Here is an 18931-nt window from a genome sequence, read left to right on the forward strand (position 1 = left end):
TGCCTAGATTGCGATGCCCCGGCGGGTGGCTTCCGAGGACGCCTGGGTGCGGCTGCTGACACCGAGCTTGCGCAGGACGGCCGACACGTGGTGGTGGACGGTCTTCTCCGACAGGAAGAGCCGCGCGGCGATCTCGGCGTTGGACGCGCCCTCCCGGACGAGGGTCAACACCTCGGCCTCGCGGCGGGTCAGGCTGGCCGGGTTGCGGGTGGTCTGGGGCCGAGGGCCGCGCGGGAGCCCGCGGACGCCCTGTTCGCGCAGGCGGCGGGTGGCGATCGCGGCGGCGGGGCGGGCGCCGAGGCGCTGGAGGTCGTCGAGCGCCTGCCGCAGGTCGGCCTCGTCGCCGTCGAGCAGGACGAGAGCGCCGTCGTACGGGCAACCCAGCGCGTCCCACGTCTTGGCGGCGGTGCGCGGGTCGCCCGCGAATTGGCTCTGGTACGGGACGTCCACCGTCTCGGTCTCCGCCATGCCGGCCAGGCGGCGCAGCCAGGCGAGCTCGCCGACGATCCAGAGCGCGCCACGGTCGCGGGCGGCGGCCAGGACGTCGCGGCTCTCGTCGTCGATGCTCTGCCTGCTGGCGCCCCGCAGCCAGAGCGCCTCGGCGCGGGCGAGCGCGACGGGCGCGTGGTACTGCAGTTCGTGCTGGCCGTCGAGGAGCGCGCGGGCCTCGTCGAGCACGGCCCACGGGTCGGGGTCGCCGCGCCTGGCCCGCACGGTGCCGAGGATGGTGAGGGCGAGGATGCGCAGCAAGGGCACCGACGTGGCGTTGCGGAGGACGAAGGCGGCGTCGTCGGCCGCCTGCTGCCAGCGGCCCTGGTCGAGGTGGAAGCGGGCCCGGTAGGCCTGGACGTAAAGTCGCCAGCCTTCGAGGCCCAACTGGTCGCAGAGCTCGACGCCGCGATCGAGCCAGGGCGCCAGCGCGTACGCCCGGGTCCGGCTCATCGCCCATCCGACATGGATGAAAGCGCGGCCGACGTGCTCTTCGAACCCGGGCGTGGCGTTGGCGACGGCGAGGCTGTGCTCTACTTTGCTCAGTCCATTGTGGTCGCCGGTCAGCAGCTCGATCGTGCCGATGTTGTTGAGGCTGTGCACGATGACGGCTTTGTCGTCGAGCTGCTCGGCGAGGTCGATCGCGCGGCGCGCCCAGTCGATGGTCTCGGTGCGGCGTTCGTCGTTGAGGAACAGCTGCGAGAGGTTGCTGTAGGCGAGGGCGAGCTCGCGGCCGGGCGGCAGGGCTTCGAGCAGGCGCACGGCCTCGTGGCCGGCGGCGGTGGCCTCGTCGGCGCGGCCGCCGCACCACAGGCGGCGGGTCAGCAGGGAGAGCGCGGCCGCCTCGCCGCGCCGGTCACCGCCCGCCCGGCGCACGGTGATCGCCTCCTGGAGCGCGTTGATCGACTCGTCGGTCTGGTCGGTGAGGTAGCACTCCTGCGAGCGGCGCTCCAGCAGGTCGGCGCGGTCCGGCCAGGCGAGGCCGGCGCCGAACCGGAGGGCGCGGGCGTAGTGGGCGGCCGCCTCGCGGTGGGCTCCCGTCAGGGCGGCCTGCTCGGCCGCCATGGGCGCGAACCGCTGCACCGCTTCGGCATCGCCGGCCGCCTCGGCGTGGTGGGCGAGCCGGGCGGCCTGGTGGTGTTGGCTTTCGAGCGCGGCGAGGGCCATGCGGTGCAGGTGGATGCGGCGGTGCGGGCTGAGCGACTCCTCGATCGCGCGGCGGGCGAGGTCGTGGCGGAAGGCGATGCCGCCGTGGACGGGTTCGAGGATGCCGGCGTCGAGGGCTTGCCGGAGGCCGGCGGCGGCGTCGTCGACCTGGGCGTCGAGCAGCCACAGCTCGCAGTGCGGCAGGGCGACGGACACGGCCTCGATGACGGTGGTCGCCGCGTCGTCGAGGCGGGCGGCGCGGGCGAGGACGGCGTCGCGGACGGTGGCGGGGATGCCTTGGCCGTCCGCCGCGAGGACCTCGGTCACGAAGAAGGGGTTGCCGCCGGTCGCCTGGTGGAGCGCTTGCGGGTCGTGGTTGTTCGCCAGGGTGGCGACCGCCTCCGGGGAGAGTGGGTCGGCGGTCAGGCGCCGGCCGCGTACCTCGCCGAGCAGTCGCCGCAGCGGATGAGCCCGGCCGATCTCGTCGTCGCGGTAGGTGGCGACGATCAGAAGCGGGAGTCCGGCGATCCGGCGGCCGAGCAGGCTGAGCACGTCCAGGGTGGCCTCATCGGCCCAGTGCAGATCCTCCAGCACGATGATCGCGGGCTGTGTGGTTCGCGCGATCGCCGCGGCGATCTGGTGTGGCTTGGGGTTGTTCTCGAGGAGGTTCCTCAGGTCACCGGAGGGGGTGGCCTGGGCGATGTCGACGAACGGGCCGAGGGGGCGGGGGGTGAAGAGCGGGTCGCAGGCGCCCCAGTGGACCTCGGCGTGGTCGCGGCAGAATTCGCGGACGAGCGCGGTCTTGCCGCCGCCGGCTTCGCCGCCGAGCAGCACGAGGACGCCGCCGTCGCCGCGCGCGACCGCGTCGTACGCGGCCCGCAGGGCGGCGAGGTGCGGCTCGCGCTCCACCAGGTGGGAACCCATCACCGAACACTGACAGAGCGGGCCGCGGTCTACTGTCGGCTATCGGGCTCGAGGTCCTGGCAGTACCACACGGTGGCGTACGGGAGCTCCGCCACGACCCGGGCCGCAAGCAGCCGCCCTTCCGCCGCGTGCGCGTCGTCCTCGGCTCTGGAGACCTCATGGCTGTCGTTCGGATCGGCGATGTCGACCATCGACTCGTACCGCCGCTGCCACGCCGCCAGCCGCCCGACCAGACTGGACGTCAGGCCGAGATCGGCCGGGTCGCGGTTCTCGAAGGTGCCGCCTGGGCTGTCCCTGACCCACAACGGCCAGCAGCCGTAGTCGTCCATCACCTTGATGAGCACGAGCCTCTCCTCGACCCGCCGCCGGCGCTGGGGCTGGGCCGGCCGGGGTTGGCCGGAGCCGGGTCGGCCGGGGGTTGGCCGGGTCCGGGGTCGGCCGGGTCCGGGGTCGGCCGGATCCGAGGCCGACCGGGGTTGGAGCCAGGCCGGGGTCGGAGCCAGCCCGGGGTCGGAGCCAGCCCGGCAGGCCTGGACGATTGGTCAAAGAGCCGCGACGCACGATCAAGCACCGCCGGCCGCGTGCGGCGACGCTTGCCGGGTGACTTTGACATCTGATCTTGACCGGCCCGCGACCGCCGCGGTGGGGCGGTCGGCGCGGTCGCCGTGGTTCGCCGTCGGCGCGGTGGGTCTGGGGATCTTCGCGCTGGTGACCAGCGAGTTCCTGCCGGCCAGCCTGCTGCCCCGGATCGCGGCAGACATGGGCGTCACCGAAGGCGTCGCCGGCCAGGCGGTCACCGCCACGGCGATCATGGGAGCCATCACGGCGCCGACGATCGCGATCGTCGTACCCCGGCTTGATCGGAAGCTCCTTCTTGCTCTCTTGACCCTCCTGGCGGTCGCGTCGAACGCGCTGGTCGCGGTGGCGCCGTGGTACCCGCTGCTGCTGGTCGCCCGCCTGCTCCTCGGCATCGCCCTCGCCGGCTTCTGGGCAATGGCGTTGGCGGTGGTCGGCCAACTGGTCACTGCGGACAAGCTCGGCCGCGCGATGACGGTGGTCAACCTCGGCGTCTCACTGGCGACGGTCACGGCGGTCCCGGTGGGCACGTACCTGGGCGAGGCCTGGGGCTGGCGGCCGGTCTTCTGGCTGGCCGGCGCCGCCGCCCTGGCCGCGCTGGGCCTGCTGCTCGCCTGGCTGCCGCCGATCCCGGCCGCCGGCGCGCCACCGCTGCGCGCCCTGGTGGACACCGCCCGCAGCCGCACGATGGTCCTCGGCATGCTCGCGATCCTGCTGGTCGCCGGCGGCCACTTCGCGGCCTTCACCTACGTCCGCCCGGCGGCGGAACGCGTCCCGGACATCACCCCGTCCTCGCTGGCCGTGCTCCTGACGGTCTTCGGCCTCGCCGCCTTCGTGGGCACGATGATCGCGGGCCCGCTGGCCGACCGCCGCCTACGCCTCGGCGTCCTCGTGGCGCCCCTCCTCATCGCCGCCGCCGTGACCGGCTTCGCGCTGCTGTCCGACTCGTACGCCGCGGTCGCCGTCGCGGTCGCGCTGTGGGGCCTGGCGTTCGGCGGCCTGCCGACGCTGGTGCTGACCTGGGTCGCCCGCGCGGAGCCGAACCGCCTCGAACCGGCCGGCAGCCTCGCCACCGCGATGTTCCAGGTAGCCATCGCCACCGGCGCAGCCGTCGGCGGCGTCCTCGTCGACGCCTTCGACGTGCGCGTGGCCATGGTGGTCGCCGCCGTCGCGGCGGCCATCGGTGGCTTCCTGTTCGCGAACGCCCGACGCGCCTGACCTCGTCGTCCGCGGCGGCGCCGGGCCGCGCGCCGCCGCGTACGCAGACCGGCTCCCCGGGCCGGGCGTCGCCGCGTACGCAGACCGGCGCCCGGGCCGGGCGTCGCCGCGTACGCAGACCGGCTCCCCGGGCCGGGCGTCGGCGTCGCAGACCGGCACCCCGGCCGAGGTCCCCCATCGCAAGGCGCCGGTCAGGCCGGCGGCGCACTCCAGCCGTTGTCACCCTGCCGCCACTGAGTCGGCGGCACGCCGGCGTTCCGGCGGAACGCACGGCTGAACGCCGCCTCGGAGCCGTACCCCAACCGCACCGCGACCTCGGCCACGCTCGTCCGGTCGGTGAGCAGGCGCTTGGCCTGCTCCATGCGGATCCGGGCCAGGTAGCGGGCCGGCGACTCACCCACCACGTCCCGGAAGCGCTTCGCGAAGGCCGATCGCGACGCCAGCGCCACCCGCGCGAGCGTCTCCACCGTCCACGGCGAGCCGGGCGCCTCGTGGATGGCCTCCAACGCCCGCCCCACCTCCGCATCGCGCAACGGCACCGTCAGCAGCGGCAGACTGCCGCAGTCGGACTCCACCCACCGTCTGATGGCGGCCGCGGTCAGGACGTTGGCCAGTTGGGAGACGACCGAACGGGAGCCCGGTCGATCACCGCACGCCTCGAAGGCCATGCCGTCGATGACGGCGGCGACGACCGGTTCGCGCACGGACAGGCAGCACGCGATCAGCATCTCGGGCATGACCGCGGCGACCCGGCCCGCGTTCGGTGAGGCGGCCTCCAGGTCCCCGGTGTGTAGGACCGTCCCGCCGCGCGCGATCAGCGTGTGTTCGCCGCCCCGTGGCAGCAGAAGGAAGTCGCCGGTCCCGAGCCGGGTGTTCGCGGTGCCCCGCACGTCGAGCCCACCCTCGGCCACGAAGTGGAACCGCATGCCGGTTCCACCCACGACGCGGCGCTCGCTGCCCCGCAACGTCTCCTTCCGGTAGCCGCCCACGGACCAGCGGAGCCGCTCCAACACATCGCTCAGGTCGTCCGTAGCCGGCGTCACGGTCATGCCCGGTCCAGCATCGCCGGCTCGAAGAGCATTCCCGGCGTGGCGTCCGCCACGTTCCCAACACCGCGGACCGGACCATTGACCGGGACCGGCCTGTCGGAGGCCCGCCGGCGCACGCGCCGGTGGGCCTCCGGAGCAGGCGGCCGGTCAGACGGCCGGTTTGCTGGTGTAGACCGTGGGATCGCCCTGGATGAGCCAGATCTCGGGCGAGTTGATCGGTAGGAAGGACCGGTCGCCGCCCGGCTCCCGGGTCGACGGGACCGCGTCGCCGTTGGGTAGGTGCATGATGAAGTTGACCGGCTTCGTGTCGTCGGCCAGCGGGATCGGGTAGTCGGCCCAGCCGTCGGTCACACCCGACCGCGGCCACGGCTTGTCCCAGGCGATCTGCGCGAGGACTTCCGGCGCCACCGCCTCGCCCCACATGTGCAGGCCCCAGCCCGCCGCGGGCGGGTCGCCGTAGTCGCCCGCCGGCCGGTAGTAGTGGACCGTCGCCGACGTGGCCGGTGGGCCAGCCGCCCGGACCCGGCGCGTCTCGCTGGTGGCGCCCGGACCGGCCAGGCCGCCGGGTAGCAGCACTGCGCGGTATTCGACCGGGGTGTCCGCCGCGAGGTTGAGCGGCGTCAGGTCGTCGAACACCGTGTAGGCCGGCGACGACGAGTCGGTGCCGATCCGGGTCCACGGGCCGCCGGCGACACGACGCTCGATGGCCACGACGTTGGTGGCCCGTTCGGGGTCGACGACCGCCCGCACCTCGACCGTGCCCCGCACGCCGCTGCCCTCGCCCGGCGCTTCGATCGTGACCAGCGGCGCCGGCACTGCCGCCGAGCGCGCCGCGGACTCCCGCGTGTGGCCCTTGTTGTCGAGCACCACCGCGCGATAGCGGACCGGCGTGCCCGCGCGCACGTCGCTGACGTCGTCGAACACCTGGTAGGGCGCGTTGTCGTCGGTGCCGACCGGCCGCCACGGCCCGCCGTCGACGGACGCGTAGAACGTGACCTCGTAGAAGGACGAGCCCCCCACGTTGGCGGTCACCTGGAGCCGGCCACGCGAACCCGGCGCCGGCACCGGCGCGGCCAGCGACACCGCCGGCGCCCAGCGGGACCCGGCCACCCTGCCGGTCGCCTCGTAGACCACCGCCGACAGCGGCGGCACCGAGAGCGTCAGCCGCCCGTCGCCGCCGGTGCGGACAATCCGCGGCCCGGCACCGTAGACATTCTTGAAGTTCTCCCGGCCCGACGCGTAGGTCGGGATGGTCGCCGACTGCGCGGCCTCGCTGTTGTTGAGGGCGACCACGTATTCGCGCTGGTCCCGCCGATCGAGCCGGGAGAACGCGTAGACGCCCGGGCCCTCGCTCGCGAACCGGTGCTGCTGGGCGCCGTCGCGCAAGGCCGGATGGCGCTTCGTCAAGGCGGCCAGGTCGCCGATCGACTCGTACAACGGGTGAGTGGTGACGTAGTTGTCGTGCGCGTGGGTGGCATCGGTGCCCAGCAGGTCGTCGTCGAGATAGTCGGGCACCCGGCTCGCGAACAGCGTCTGCCGCGCGTCCTGGTCGCCGCCCGGACCGGTGAAGCCCTGCTCGTCGCCGTAGTAGACGACGGGGTTGCCGCGCGACAGGTACATCAGCTCGTGGGCCAGCCGGTCGCGGGCGACCCATTCCGCGTCGGTCGCGCCGGGGTTGTCACCGCGCACGAAGCCGCCGATGCGGCCCATGTCGTGGTTTCCGAGGAAGGTCGGCAGCTGGTAGGCGTTGGAGTCGGCGTCGGTGTACCAGTCGTCGCCGGCGAAGAAGGTCTGCAGCGCCGCGGCCGGTTGGCCGCGCGACGCGAAGTTGCGGGCCGCCTCCTGGAACGGGAAGTCGAGCACCGACTGCATCCGGTCGCGGGTCGTGAACTGCGAGGTGAAGCTCTTCGTCGTGTCGAAGACCTCGCCGAACATGAAGAACTCGCGCTTGCCCTGGCGGTGGGCGTAGTCGAGGATCTCCGGCCCGAACTCCTGCCAGAACTCGTCGTTGACGTGCTTCATCGTGTCGATCCGGAAGCCGTCGACGCCGAAGTCCCGGATCCACGTCTTGTAGATGTCGATCATTCCGCGGACCACGCGCGGGTTCTCGGTGAACAGGTCGTCGAGGCCGAAGAAGTCGCCGTAGTAGGAGTTCTCGCCGACGAACGTGGTGTCGCCGCGGTTGTGGTAGAGCGTGACGTCGTTGAGCCACGCCGGCACCTTGAGGTTCTGCTCGGCGGGGTCGAGCACCGGCGTGTAGGGGAACGACGTCGCCGGGTCCAGCGCGGGGAACGACGGCTTGCCGGCGAAGTCGCGGTCGTCGAACGTCGCGCCGGACGCCGTGCGGTAGGGCGCGACGTCCTTGCTGACGTAGGCCTTCCGCGCGCCCTCCTCGTAGCCGATGACGTCGGCGGTGTGGTTGGTGATGATGTCGAAGTAGACCTTCATGCCCTTGGCGTGGGCGGTGTCGATCAGCGCGCGCAGGTCGGCGTTGGTGCCGAGGTGGGGGTCGATCTGCGTGAAGTCGGTGATCCAGTAGCCGTGGTAGCCCGCCGACGGGCCGTCTTCGAGCTGGACCGCCTTGTTCTTGAAGCTGGGCGTCAGCCAGATCGAGGTGGTGCCCAGCCCCTTGATGTAGTCGATCTTCGACCGCAGGCCCTTGAGGTCACCGCCGTTGTAGAAGCCCTTGCGGGTCGGGTCGAAGCCGGACACCAGCGGGTCGGAGCCCAGGCCGCCCTGGTCGTTGCCGGTGTCGCCGTTGGCGAACCGGTCGGCCATCACGAAGTAGAAGTTCTCGTCGGTCACCGGCTCGCGTAGCGAGTGACGGGCGGGCAGGTCGTCCCCGTGACCGCCGGCGACCGCTGGGGCGGCAGGCAGGGTGGCCACGAGCAACAGCGCGACGAACAGGCCGAGCGCGCGCCGGATGGATCCAGGTATGGACATCTTCCCCCCTCGGACATCGACCGACGGGGACGTTACCTGGGGGCACCGACATTGCAAACCGATGAATCAGTCGGACAAATCACGGGTACGCGGGCACAAACGTCCTCTTCAGACAGCGGCGAGCAACGAATGCACGGAAACGGCGGGGTCGCGTAGGCGGGATCGTTATCTTGCAGGGGCCGGCCCGTGGTGCCACGGCAGCTCCACCGGGCATTCCGGCAGCCGGCCCGCGGCGAGATCGTCGAGCAGGCCGGCCAGGCCGTACGGGATGACCGTCTCCACCGGCGCCACCAGCTCGGCGCGGGTCCACCAGCGGTGACCCACGTGAACGGCGCCCTCGTCGACGCCCATGCCGCCCATGTCCGGCGCGAACGCGTCGACCCGCAGCACGAAGAAGTCATCGCGGAACAGGCCGTTGGCCCAGCCGAGATCGGCATAACCGCCGATGTACGCGACCGGCGCACCGAGGTCGGCCGGCGGCACCGAAAGGCCGACCTCCTCACCCATCTCCCGCGCCGCCGCATCGGCCAGTGACTCGCCCGGCTCGACGCCGCCACCGGGCGCGCACCAGCCGTACGGGCCGAATTCGGGCACGTCCCGCTCGGCGAAGCGGAAGTGAAGCAGCAGCACGCGCAGGTCGGGGTCGAGCAACAGCACCCGCGCGGAGCGTCGCGCAAAATTCTTCACCGCAATATCCCTGCACTCTCTGGACACCGGTTGACCTGCCCATGCGAACATATGTTCGTGTCAGAAGGGACCATCCTCCACGCCGATCTCGACGCTTTCTACGCGTCGGTCGAGCAGCGCGACGACCCCAGGTTGCGGGGCCGTCCGGTGATCGTGGGTGGCGGCGTGGTCCTGGCGGCGAGCTATGAGGCAAAGGCAGCTGGTGTACGCACGGCGATGGGCGGTCGGGCCGCGCGGCAGTTGTGTCCGGACGCCATTGTGGTCGAGCCGCGGATGTCCGCCTACACGCAGGCCAGCCGGGCGGTCTTCGAGGTGTTCCGACAGACCACGCCGGCGGTCGAAGGGCTGTCGATCGACGAGGCGTTCCTCGACGTCAGCGGGTTGCGGCGGATCGCGGGGCCGCCGTCCGAGATCGCGGCCGGCCTACGCGAGCGGGTGCGCGAGCGGGTCGGGCTGCCGATCACCGTCGGGGTGGCGCGCACCAAGTTCCTGGCCAAGGTGGCGAGCGGGGTCGCCAAGCCCGACGGCCTGCTGGTGGTGCCGACCGAGCGGGAGCTGCAGTTTCTTCATCCGCTACCGGTCGAACGACTATGGGGCGTCGGAACGGTGACCGCGGCGAAGCTGCGCGACCGCCGGATCTTCACCGTCGGGCAGCTGGCTGGCCTGGGCGAGGCGACGCTGGTGTCGCTGCTGGGTCGGGCGGCGGGGCGGCATCTCGACGCGCTGGCGCACAACCGCGACCCGCGGGCCGTGCAGACGGGCAAGCGGCGCGGTTCGATGGGCGCCCAGCGGGCGTTGGGTCGCGAGCCGCGCACGCCGGCCGCGCTCGACGCCATGCTGGCCGGGCTGGTCGACCGCGTCACCCGCCGGATGCGGGCGGCGGGCCGCACCGGGCGCACGGTGGTGCTGCGCCTGCGCTTCACGGATTTCACGAGGGCGACCCGGTCCCACACGCTTCCCCGGGCGACGTCGCACACCCAGACGATCCTGGACGCGACGCGCCGGCTGCTGAAGTCGGCACTACCGATGATCGAGGAGCGCGGCATCACGCTGATCGGCATCTCGGTTGGCAACCTGGACGACCGCTACGTGCAGCTTCCGCTTCCCTTCGCCGAACAGGACGGCGTCGCCCTCGACGCGGCCCTGGACGCGGTCCGCGACCGCTTCGGCTCGGCGGCCATCACCCGCGGCGTCCTCGTCGGCCAAGGCCCAGGACTGGAGATGCCTATGCTCCCGGACTGAGCCGACGGGCCCGACGGTGTGACGGGCTCAGGGAGCAAGGCGACGGGCCGCGGGCGCCGAGCAGCTGGGCCGGGCGCGCGGGGCGCCGAGCAACCGGGCGCGAGCGCGCGGCGCCGAGCAACCGGGCGCGGGCCCACGGGCGCCGAGCAACCGGGCCGGACGCGCGGGCGCGCCAGGCAGCCGGGCGGGGGACGCCGAGCAGCCGAGGTCCGGCCGCCCGAGCAGCCGGGACCGGCCGCCGGGCCGCAATAGCGCTGACTGCAGGAGCCACATGTGGCCGCCCTCACGCAAATTGCCCCATTCATGGCGAGCCAACAGGCCCAGCGCGTAGCGTTCCGTAGGTGCGCGGTGACGATCTGGTGAGCGCGCGGGACGGGGTCGCCCGAGCGACCCCGCACAGCCATGACAGCGCCATCGACGGGGTGGATGTGGCGCCCGTGCCGCGAGCGATGCTCCGCGACGCTCTCTACGACGGCGGTCTCGTCATCGCTCCAGGCTGCTACGACGTCGTCGGCGCGCGGGTCCTGGAAGCCGCCGGCATCGACGCCGCCTACCTCACCCCGTTCGGCTTCCAGGCCGCCGACGCTCCCTCACCGCACGCCCCGCAGGACCCATGGGAGCGATACCTCGACCGGGCCCGGGAGCTCGTCGACGCCGCCGGCCTGGCGATCGTCGTCGACGGCCAGACCGGCCTCGAAGGCAACCGGTCGGCCGACGCGCGCGCCGCCGACGCGTTCTCCGCCGGCGCGGCCGGGTTCGTCGTCGAGGACCGGCAGGGCTTCGGCAAGGACCGGCCGCTGCGCACCATGGCCGAGGTCGGCCGGGAGGTCGCCCAGGTCAGGCGCGAGGTCGGCCGCGAGACCACGGTCATCGTCCGGACCGACGCCGTCAGGAACTCCGTCGACGACGCGCGGGCCCGGTGTGAGTCCTATCTGGACGCCGGCGCCGACCTCGTGCTCCCGCTGATGACCCGCTACCTTAACTACCCGGACACGCCGGCCGACCGGGAGCGGCGGATGTCGGCCTACGGGTTCCTGCTGGAACGCGTACCCGCCAACCGGATCGTCGTCCACTCCCCCACCGGGCGCCACCTTCCCGTCGACGAGGCCAGGCGGATCGGGTTCGGCCTCTACCTCATGTCGCAGCTGCTGATCAGCTCCGCGGTGACCGCGATGGCCCAGGAGGTCGCCGCCGTCCTCGCCGACGAACCCGGCACGCTCCCCCTGCTCGCCCCCGTCGACCTGGCGACGCTCACCGGCGTCGGCCAATGGCTGGAGAACCGATGGTGACGCGAGGAGGGACGCGGTGATCGACGCGAAACGCTGGGCCCGGACCAACCTGTCCGGCTACGTCCCCGTGATGTTCACGCCCTACACCGACGCCGGCATGATCGACGAGGCCGCGGTCCGCAAGGACGTCGCGTACACCCTGAGCCTTCCGGGGGTCGGCGGGCTCTACGTCGGGTCCGTCTGGCAGGAGTTCTGGCTGCTCACGCTCCAGGAGCGCAAGCGCCTCGCCGAGATCGTGCTCGACGAGGCGGCCGGGCGCGTGCCCGTCGCCGTGTCCGCCACGCACACCGCGCCCGACGACGCGGTCGACCTCGCCACCCACGCGGCCGAGTCCGGCGCCGGCATGATCATGTTGTGGCCGCCGTTCTTCGGGCCGCGCGGGCAGAGCGGGGTGCTGGCCTTCTTCGACTACGTGCTGGGCCGCGTGCCCGCACCGTTCGGCGTCTACAACACGAGCCTCAACGAGATCGGGTACGAGATGGGCCTCCCGCTCCTGCGCGAGCTCGCCCTCCGCCCGCAGATCGCGCTGCTGCTCGACGGCGCCGTGCGGCTCGACGTGTTCCTCGAAACCCTCGAGGCGATCGGCCGGGACGTCATGGTGACCAGCCCGGTCGAGGAGTACTTCCTCGTCGCCCGCATGCTCTACCCCGAGGTCGCGCCCGACGTGCTGATGGGCTCCAGCCGCGCGCTGTTCCTGCAGACGCCGCGCCAGCCGTACCTGCACGAGTTCTTTGTCGCCGTCGAGAAAGGACAGTGGCACGAGGCGCAGCAGCGGCTCGGTTGGATCATGCAGGCCGGCGAGTTCGCCCACGGCTCCGTGTTGCGCGAGGGCAAGACCCCGCTGGGCCTGATCAAGGCGCTGCGCGGCGCGTACGGCCAATCGGGCGGCACCCCGCGCGTGCCCGTGCCGGCGCCGAGCGAGGTGGAGGTCGGCGACGCCGTCTCGAACCTGCGCGCGGCCGGCCTCGACCCGCTCTGAAACAAAGCGAAACCCGCGCGACCGGGGTAAGACTGGATGGATGGCGAGGGAAGAGGACTTCACGACCGAGGCAGCCGAGGGCCAGCGCGACCGGCGGTTCCACGGTGGCGCGCCGGACCGGCTCGACGACGACGAGCTCGCACGCCGCACGCAGGAGGAGCGGGTCGAGGCCGGCACGGCTGACTACGACCCGGACGACGTGCCGCCCGCCACCGACGACCCGGTGCCCACCGACCTCAGCGACTCCAGCACGATCGACGACATCGAGGGCGTCGCCGCGCGGCAGGAGGACGAGGGCGAGACCCGGCCGCTGAGCCCCGACAACCCGTTCCCACCGACGCGGTACGACGAGTCCTAGTCACGCCGCCAGCGCCGCATAGCGTCCGGCCGAGTCGACCAGCGTGTCGTGCGTGCCGGACTCGAGCACCCGGCCGTGGTCGATCACCACGATCTGGTCGGCGTCGCGGATCGTCGAGAGCCGGTGCGCGATCGTCACCGTGGTGCGGCCACGCGACAGCGCGTCGAACGCCCGCTGCACCGCCCGTTCCGTCTCGGTGTCGAGCGCGCTGGTCGCCTCGTCGAGCACCAGGATCTTCGGATCGCGCAGCAGCGTACGCGCGATCGCGATCCGTTGCTTCTCGCCTCCCGAGAACCGGTGCCCGCGCGAGCCGACCACCGTGTCGTAGCCGTCCGGCAGCTCCGCGATCAGCTCGTGGATCTGCGCCGCCCGAGCGGCGGCCTCCAGCTCGGCGTCGGTCGCCGACGGCTTCGCGTACCGCAGGTTCTCGCGGATCGTGGTGTGCAGCAGGTAGGTCTCCTGGCTGACCACCCCGACGATCCCCGCCAGATCGGCCAGGCGCAGGTCGCGCACGTCGACGCCGTCGATGGTGACGCGGCCGGCGGTCGGGTCGTACAACCGGGCGATCATCGCCGCCAGCGTGCTCTTGCCGGAGCCGGTCTCGCCGACGAGGGCGAGCGACGTCCCGGCCGGCACATCGAGCGACACCCCGGAAACGGCGGGAACAGAGCTGCCCGGGTACGTGAAGCTGACGTTCTCCAGGCGCAGATGCCCGGCAACCGGGCCGAGCGTCACGGGTGCGGCGGGGTCGTCGACCTCGACCGGCAGGTCCAGGTACTCGAAGATCCGCTGGAACAGGGCCAGCGAGCTGGTCAGCGTGACACCGACGTTGAGCAGGCCCATGAGGGGTCGGAAGAGGCCGCTCTGCAGGGCGGTGAAGGCGACCAGCGTGCCGATGCTCAGCGCGCCGCGGGTGAACGGCAGCCCGGCGCTCAGGTAGATCAGCGCGGGGATCGCGGCGAAGATGATGCTCATCGAGGCCATCCGCCAGCGGCCGGCGAGCTCGGAGCGCAGCTCCAGGTCGATCAGCCGGCGCGACGAGGCGGTGAACCGGTCGACCAGCGCGGCGCCGGTGGACAGCGTCTTCGACAGCTGCGCGCCGCTGACCGACAGGCCCTCCTCGATGGTGACGTTGAGGTCGGCGAGCTCGCGCTGACGCTGCTCGGTGATCACGCGGCGCATCCGGGCCACGCGCCGGGTCAGCCAGATCGCCGGCGGCAAGACGATCAACGAGACCAGCGACAGCTGCCAGGACAAGGCGACCATCGCGGCGATGGTGGCGATGGTGGTGGTGAGGTTCGAGGCGATCGAGGTGGCGGTGGTGGTGACCACGGCCTCCATGCCGCCGATGTCGTTGGTGATGCGGGACTGCACCTCGCCGGTCCGGGTCCGGGTGAAGAAGCCGACGGACTGGCGGTGCAGGTGGCTGAAGACGCTCGTACGCAGCTGGTGCATGACCTTCTGCCCCACCGCCGTGGAGATCCAGGTCTGCACGACGCCGAGCGCGGAGGTGGCGGCCGCGACGCCGATCATGCCGATCACCAACCAGACCAGCAGCCGCAGGTTCTGCTGCGGTAGCGCCTGGTCGATCACGGCACGGAGCAGGAAGGGCGACGCCATCGCGATGATCGACGACGCCACGATGATCAGGGTGACGACGGCCAGGGGCCAGCGGTGCGGCCCGAACAGCCGCCCGATCCGGCGCAACGACACCTGGCGCGCCTGGGTCTTCTCGGCCTCGCTCACGCGTCGGCCATGCTCGTGTTGGGGCAAGTCGGATGGTCCTCCCGTGGTTCGGATTTGTTGAGGTTACCTCAACATGAGGTTACAACCAGATCGGTTGGTACGGTATTCCGCGTGGACCAAGGAGAAAGCCTCTCCGAGGCGTTCTGGGGCGTAGCGCGGCGCCTCCGGCACCTCAACCGCCAGACGATGGCGCCGTGGGAGGTGACACCGGCCCAGTGGCGGGCGATCAACGTCCTGGTCGAGCACGGCGCGCTGCGCCTGGGAGACCTCGCCGAGAAGCTGCACATCGCTCCCCGCTCGACCACCGAGGTCGTCGACGACCTGGAGCGGCGCGGGCTGGTCGAGCGGCATCCCGATCCGGCCGATCGCCGGGCGACCCTCGTCGCCCTGACCACCGAGGGCACGTCGGCCGCGTCGGCCATCCGGACCGCACGGACGGCGGAGTCCGAGCGCTTCTTCGCCGCCCTCTCCCCCGAGGACCGCGACCACCTGGGCCGCATCCTCCACAACCTCGCCCACGACTGACCTCGACGGCATCCCGCGGGGCGGGCGAGGGCTGGCCGAAACCGTCCGGGATCCGACTCGAAGACGGGCAGCCAGGGGTGTCTGTCCACGATAGAGTGCCGCGCATGGTAGCGCTCCCACGTCGCTTGGTGGCCGTTCTGGTGTGTGCTTCGTTGGCGTTCGCGGCCGGATGCGGTGGCGACGACGACCCGCCGCCCGCGCCGCCGTCCTCCGCCGACGAAGCGCCCGAGCCCGAGGAGCGCTGCGGCTTCGGCCCGGCGGACGACATCGAGAAGGTCGTCCTGACCACCAACGACGGGGTCGAGCTCGCCGCAGCCCGGTTCGGGCAAGGGGAGCGTGGGCTGGTCCTGGTGCACCAGCGCGGCAGCGACCTCTGCGGCTGGTTCGCCCACGCGCGGCGGTGGGCCGGGGAGGGCTACCAGGTGCTCGCCTTCGACCAGCGCTGCGACGGCCTCAGCGAGTGCGGCGGCCCCGAGCCGGCCCTCGACGTGATGGCCGCGGCGGTCCAGCTCCGCCGCGACGGCGCGAGCACCGTCCAGCTCGTCGGCGCCTCCCGCGGCGCCGCGATCGCGTTGGTCGCCGCCGCGCACGGCGAGACCGAGGCCGACTCCGTCGTGTCGCTCTCGGCCCACGACGCCAGCTTCGCCGCGGCCGCCACCGCCCCCACCTCACCCGCCGACGCCGCCGCCGGCCTCAAGGTGCCGCTGCTGTTCGCCTGCGCGACCGACGACCCGTCCGCCTTCTGCGGCGAGCGCGACCAGGGCTTCTTCACAGCGGTCGCGGCGACCGACAAGAAGCTGATCGAGCTCAAGGGCAGCAGCCTGCACGGCTGGGACATGCTCGGCACCATCGAGTCCGATGTGGACACCTTCCTCGCCGCCCACGCCGGCTAGCTTCGATCCGTCGCACAGCGCCGCATCACCGCCGAGCGACTCGTCGACGCAGTCGAAGCGACGAGATAGGGCGGACGGGAGTGCACAGTGCTCACGGCTGTCCGCTTGGCTCCGGCAGCTACAGTCGACAGATGCGGCCGGCCGAGGACGAGTCGATTGTCGACGTTCGAGATCTGCGGATGCGCTACGGGTCCAACGATGTGCTCAATGGTGTCGACTTCACTGTGCACAGGGGTGAGGTCATCACGTTGCTCGGGCCTAATGGGGCCGGAAAGACCACGACGATCGAGATCCTCGAAGGCTTCCGGCTGCCATCGGCCGGCACCGTTGATGTGCTGGGAGTCGATCCGGCGCAGGGTGACGAGGACTGGCGAGCGCGCGTCGGTGTGGTGCTCCAGTCCTGGCGCGACCACGCGCGCTGGACGCCACGGAAGCTCCTCGCCCACCTGGGGAGCTACTACGCGCCGTACGCCACGCCCCAGCGCACCCGGCCGTACGACGTGGAAGAGCTGATAGCCATGGTCGGCCTCGATGAGCAGGCAGACCAGAAGATTCGTACGCTGTCCGGTGGGCAACGTCGCCGCCTCGACGTCGCGATCGGGATCGTCGGGCGGCCCGAGTTGCTCTTCCTCGACGAGCCGACGGCGGGATTCGACCCGCACGCCCGGCGTGAGTTCCACGAGCTGATCCACCGCCTGGCCAACCTCGAAGAGACGACGATCCTGCTGACCACCCACGATCTGGACGAGGCGGAGAAGCTGGCCGACCGCATCCTGATCCTGGCGGGTGGCCGGATCGTCGCCGACGGCAGCGCCGAGCAACTCGCCCGGCAGGTCGCCGGCGAGGGCGAGGTGCGGTGGAGCCTCAACGGCCGGCACTACGTGGAGTCAACACGGGACCCCACCACGTTCACGCGGGAGCTGTTCGCCCAGCACGGAGTGGGGATCACTGATCTGGAGGTACGGCGGGCCAGCCTCGAGGACACCTACCTCACGATGGTCCAGCAGCACGAGTCCGGCCACGCCGACCAGGCGGCGACCACCTTCGGTACGGCCGAGGCGAAGGTCGACACGGGGGGCGCCCGATGAGTCGAACCGGACAGCGCACGACACACGCGATCCGCGTGGGGCTAGCCCGCGGCTGGACGGAGTTCGTGCTGAGCATCCGCAGCCCGCAGGATCAGGGCTTCTACCTCTTCGTATCGGTCGTCGTCGTCGGCTACCTGTTCGTGCGGCGCAACACCCAGGTCGACGGGACGTCGCTGCTCCTGCCCTCGGTGTCGATGCCGAGCATCCTCGGCGGTCTGGTGGCCTTCGGCGTGATCATCGGCCCGGCCTACGCGCTTGCCATGGAGCGCGAGGACGGCACACTCCTGCGCGCCAAGGCAGTGCCTCGCGGCATCCTGGGCTACGTCAGCGGCCAGGTGCTCTTCCACTCGCTCGGTCTGTTCCCCTCCCTCTTGACCATCCTGATCCCCAGCTTCCTGCTCTTCGACGACCTGGTCCACCGAGGCGCCGCGGGATGGCTCACGGTCGCCTGGGTCCTTGTTCTCGGGCTCCTCGCCACCATGCCGATCGGCATCATCATCGGTTCGCTGGTGCCCAACGTTCAGAAGGTCGGCACCTGGGGGATGCTCCCGATCATGGTGCTCACCGCCATCTCCGGCATCTTCTACCCGATCCAGGCGCTGTGGGGCTGGGTCCAGGTCGTGGCCCAACTCTTTCCCGTGTACTGGCTCGGGCTCGGCATGCGATCGGCGTTCCTGCCAGAGTCTGCGGCAACGCTCGAGATCGGTGACTCGTGGCGCACACTGGAGACGATCAGCGTCCTCAGCGCCTGGGCCATTGCCGGGGTGCTGGTGGCCCCGATCGTGCTGCGCCGGATGGCCCGTCGGCAATCGGGGTCCCAAGTGGAAGCCGCGCGCCACGAAGCCGTTCAGTGGGTGCGGTAGTCGACTAGGTGGGCGTCCAGCGCAGCCAGGTGCGGTCCTGGCCGAAACCGGCCCGGGTATAGAGCGACACCGCCCGGTCGCTCGAGTGCACGGTCACGTGCTCCAGCGACAACTGTTCAGCGCAGGCCAGCACCTCGGCCAGCAACGCCGCCCCCACGCCGCGGCCGCGCGCCGAGGGCAGCACGTACACCGACTGCACGTCGCCGAACCGGCGGTCGCGCCGCGACCGGCTCGGCACCCGCGCCGCGACGAACAGCCAGGCCATCCCGACCACCCGCCCGTCCAGCTCGGCGACGAACGGCAGGTGGGTCTCCACATGCGCGGCCAGCCACTCGGAGAACGACGTGTCGAACGCGTCATCGGCCACCCCGTCGCGGCGTAGCGCCGACAGCGCCGCCGCGTCGGCGACGGTCGCCCGCCGCACGACCACGCTCACCCCGTCGCCGCCAGCACCCGGTGGAGCAGCGAGTTGAGCTGCGCGGCCTCGGCCGCGGACAGGCCGAGCGCCGCAGGCCGGTTCATCCGCGCGATGATCGGCCAGGCCCGCCCGAGCAGCTCGTGCCCGGCGGCGGTCAGGCTGACCGACAGCGGCTGCCCCCGCCGCGGCGCCGGGTGTGTGACGAGGCCTTCGGCGACCAGCCCGCGCAGCAGCGAGCCCATGCTCTGCGGCGTGACCCGCACCTGCCGGGCGAGCTCCGCCGACGACATGCCCGGGTTGCGGCTCAGCGTGGCCAGGATGCCGAACAGGTGCGGCTTGAGGCCCACCTTGGCCAGCTCGGCCGTGAACATCCGGCTGAGCGCGTGGCTGGCCCGGACGACGGTCCACGGGACCACGGCGTCGTCGTCGAACTCCATGTTTAGTAGCGTATGGTCCCGGCTAACCATAAGTCTCCTTACACCCCGGCCGAGAGGCGAC

Annotated in this window: 17 protein-coding genes; 9 read left to right on the forward strand and 8 right to left on the reverse strand. The window is 71.9% G+C overall.

Features of this window, described 5'->3' with window-relative positions:
* Positions 1-3: 3 nt before the first annotated feature.
* Positions 4-2559, reverse strand: a complete 2556-nt coding sequence (locus O7635_RS32615; RefSeq protein ID WP_278084335.1) for a helix-turn-helix transcriptional regulator — start codon at positions 2557-2559, stop codon at positions 4-6.
* 29 nt (positions 2560-2588) lie between these two features.
* Positions 2589-2903 carry a hypothetical protein gene (locus tag O7635_RS32620; RefSeq protein WP_278084336.1) on the reverse strand — a complete coding sequence of 105 codons (315 nt, stop codon included), beginning with the start codon at positions 2901-2903 and terminating at the stop codon, positions 2589-2591.
* Between the two features lie 256 nt (positions 2904-3159).
* On the opposite strand from O7635_RS32620, the gene O7635_RS32625 reads away from it, so the two are divergent.
* A complete protein-coding gene (locus O7635_RS32625; RefSeq protein WP_278084337.1) occupies positions 3160-4353 on the forward strand; it encodes an MFS transporter in 1194 nt (397 codons plus the stop codon).
* A 191-nt stretch (positions 4354-4544) separates the two neighbouring features.
* Here O7635_RS32625 and O7635_RS32630 read toward each other — a convergent pair whose 3' ends face one another.
* The 3 genes from O7635_RS32630 to O7635_RS32640 form a co-directional block, all read right to left on the reverse strand.
* Positions 4545-5402: an AraC family transcriptional regulator gene (locus O7635_RS32630; RefSeq protein WP_278084338.1), complete on the reverse strand. Its 858-nt coding sequence runs from the start codon at positions 5400-5402 to the stop codon at positions 4545-4547.
* 147 nt (positions 5403-5549) lie between these two features.
* Entirely contained in the window at positions 5550-8345 is a 2796-nt protein-coding gene (locus tag O7635_RS32635; protein WP_278084339.1) for an alpha-amylase family glycosyl hydrolase, read from the reverse strand.
* Positions 8346-8510: 165 nt separating this feature from the next.
* Positions 8511-9032 (reverse strand): NUDIX domain-containing protein, encoded by a 522-nt coding sequence (locus O7635_RS32640; RefSeq protein WP_278084340.1) that lies wholly within the window; start codon positions 9030-9032, stop codon positions 8511-8513.
* 51 nt (positions 9033-9083) lie between these two features.
* Between O7635_RS32640 and dinB the strand changes: the two genes are divergently transcribed.
* The 4 genes from dinB to O7635_RS32660 all read left to right on the forward strand — a co-directional run bounded on the left by dinB (position 9084) and on the right by O7635_RS32660 (position 12900).
* On the forward strand, positions 9084-10274 hold the full coding sequence (gene dinB / locus O7635_RS32645; protein ID WP_278084341.1) for a DNA polymerase IV: 1191 nt from the start codon (positions 9084-9086) through the stop codon (positions 10272-10274).
* A 341-nt stretch (positions 10275-10615) separates the two neighbouring features.
* The gene (locus O7635_RS32650) at positions 10616-11563 is read left to right on the forward strand and encodes an isocitrate lyase/phosphoenolpyruvate mutase family protein (RefSeq protein WP_278084342.1); all 948 of its coding nucleotides are present in this window, start codon (positions 10616-10618) and stop codon (positions 11561-11563) included.
* Between the two features lie 16 nt (positions 11564-11579).
* Entirely contained in the window at positions 11580-12542 is a 963-nt protein-coding gene (locus tag O7635_RS32655; RefSeq protein WP_278084343.1) for a dihydrodipicolinate synthase family protein, read from the forward strand.
* A gap of 40 nt (positions 12543-12582) precedes the next feature.
* Positions 12583-12900: a hypothetical protein gene (locus O7635_RS32660; RefSeq protein WP_278084344.1), complete on the forward strand. Its 318-nt coding sequence runs from the start codon at positions 12583-12585 to the stop codon at positions 12898-12900.
* Here O7635_RS32660 and O7635_RS32665 read toward each other — a convergent pair whose 3' ends face one another.
* Positions 12901-14646, reverse strand: coding sequence for an ABC transporter ATP-binding protein (locus O7635_RS32665; RefSeq protein WP_278084345.1), 1746 nt, complete (start codon positions 14644-14646; stop codon positions 12901-12903).
* Between the two features lie 111 nt (positions 14647-14757).
* On the opposite strand from O7635_RS32665, the gene O7635_RS32670 reads away from it, so the two are divergent.
* The 4 genes from O7635_RS32670 to O7635_RS32685 all read left to right on the forward strand — a co-directional run bounded on the left by O7635_RS32670 (position 14758) and on the right by O7635_RS32685 (position 18015).
* Complete coding sequence (locus tag O7635_RS32670) at positions 14758-15171, forward strand: MarR family transcriptional regulator (RefSeq protein ID WP_278084346.1); 414 nt, start codon at positions 14758-14760, stop codon at positions 15169-15171.
* 140 nt (positions 15172-15311) lie between these two features.
* The gene (locus tag O7635_RS32675; protein ID WP_278084347.1) at positions 15312-16064 is read left to right on the forward strand and encodes an alpha/beta hydrolase; all 753 of its coding nucleotides are present in this window, start codon (positions 15312-15314) and stop codon (positions 16062-16064) included.
* 131 nt (positions 16065-16195) lie between these two features.
* Positions 16196-17152 (forward strand): ABC transporter ATP-binding protein, encoded by a 957-nt coding sequence (locus O7635_RS32680; protein ID WP_278084348.1) that lies wholly within the window; start codon positions 16196-16198, stop codon positions 17150-17152.
* Between the two features lie 65 nt (positions 17153-17217).
* A complete protein-coding gene (locus O7635_RS32685) occupies positions 17218-18015 on the forward strand; it encodes an ABC transporter permease (RefSeq protein ID WP_278084349.1) in 798 nt (265 codons plus the stop codon).
* A 4-nt stretch (positions 18016-18019) separates the two neighbouring features.
* On the opposite strand, the gene O7635_RS32690 is transcribed toward O7635_RS32685, so the two are convergent.
* Entirely contained in the window at positions 18020-18451 is a 432-nt protein-coding gene (locus O7635_RS32690) for a GNAT family N-acetyltransferase (RefSeq protein WP_278084350.1), read from the reverse strand.
* Positions 18448-18870 carry a MarR family winged helix-turn-helix transcriptional regulator gene (locus O7635_RS32695; RefSeq protein ID WP_278084351.1) on the reverse strand — a complete coding sequence of 141 codons (423 nt, stop codon included), beginning with the start codon at positions 18868-18870 and terminating at the stop codon, positions 18448-18450. Before O7635_RS32695 ends, O7635_RS32690 begins: the two co-directional genes overlap by 4 nt.
* Between the last annotated feature and the right edge of the window lie 61 nt (positions 18871-18931).

This window comes from Asanoa sp. WMMD1127 (genome assembly GCF_029626225.1).
Classification (GTDB): domain Bacteria; phylum Actinomycetota; class Actinomycetes; order Mycobacteriales; family Micromonosporaceae; genus Asanoa.

Coding starts and splice junctions, on each gene's coding strand:
- O7635_RS32630 (WP_278084338.1), bottom strand. CDS start 5,402: ATGACCGTGACGCCGGCTACGGACGACCTGAGCGATGTGTTGGAGCGG.
- dinB (WP_278084341.1), top strand. CDS start 9,084: ATGTTCGTGTCAGAAGGGACCATCCTCCACGCCGATCTCGACGCTTTC.
- O7635_RS32680 (WP_278084348.1), top strand. CDS start 16,196: ATGCGGCCGGCCGAGGACGAGTCGATTGTCGACGTTCGAGATCTGCGG.
- O7635_RS32635 (WP_278084339.1), bottom strand. CDS start 8,345: ATGTCCATACCTGGATCCATCCGGCGCGCGCTCGGCCTGTTCGTCGCG.
- O7635_RS32660 (WP_278084344.1), top strand. CDS start 12,583: ATGGCGAGGGAAGAGGACTTCACGACCGAGGCAGCCGAGGGCCAGCGC.
- O7635_RS32615 (WP_278084335.1), bottom strand. CDS start 2,559: ATGGGTTCCCACCTGGTGGAGCGCGAGCCGCACCTCGCCGCCCTGCGG.
- O7635_RS32695 (WP_278084351.1), bottom strand. CDS start 18,870: ATGGAGTTCGACGACGACGCCGTGGTCCCGTGGACCGTCGTCCGGGCC.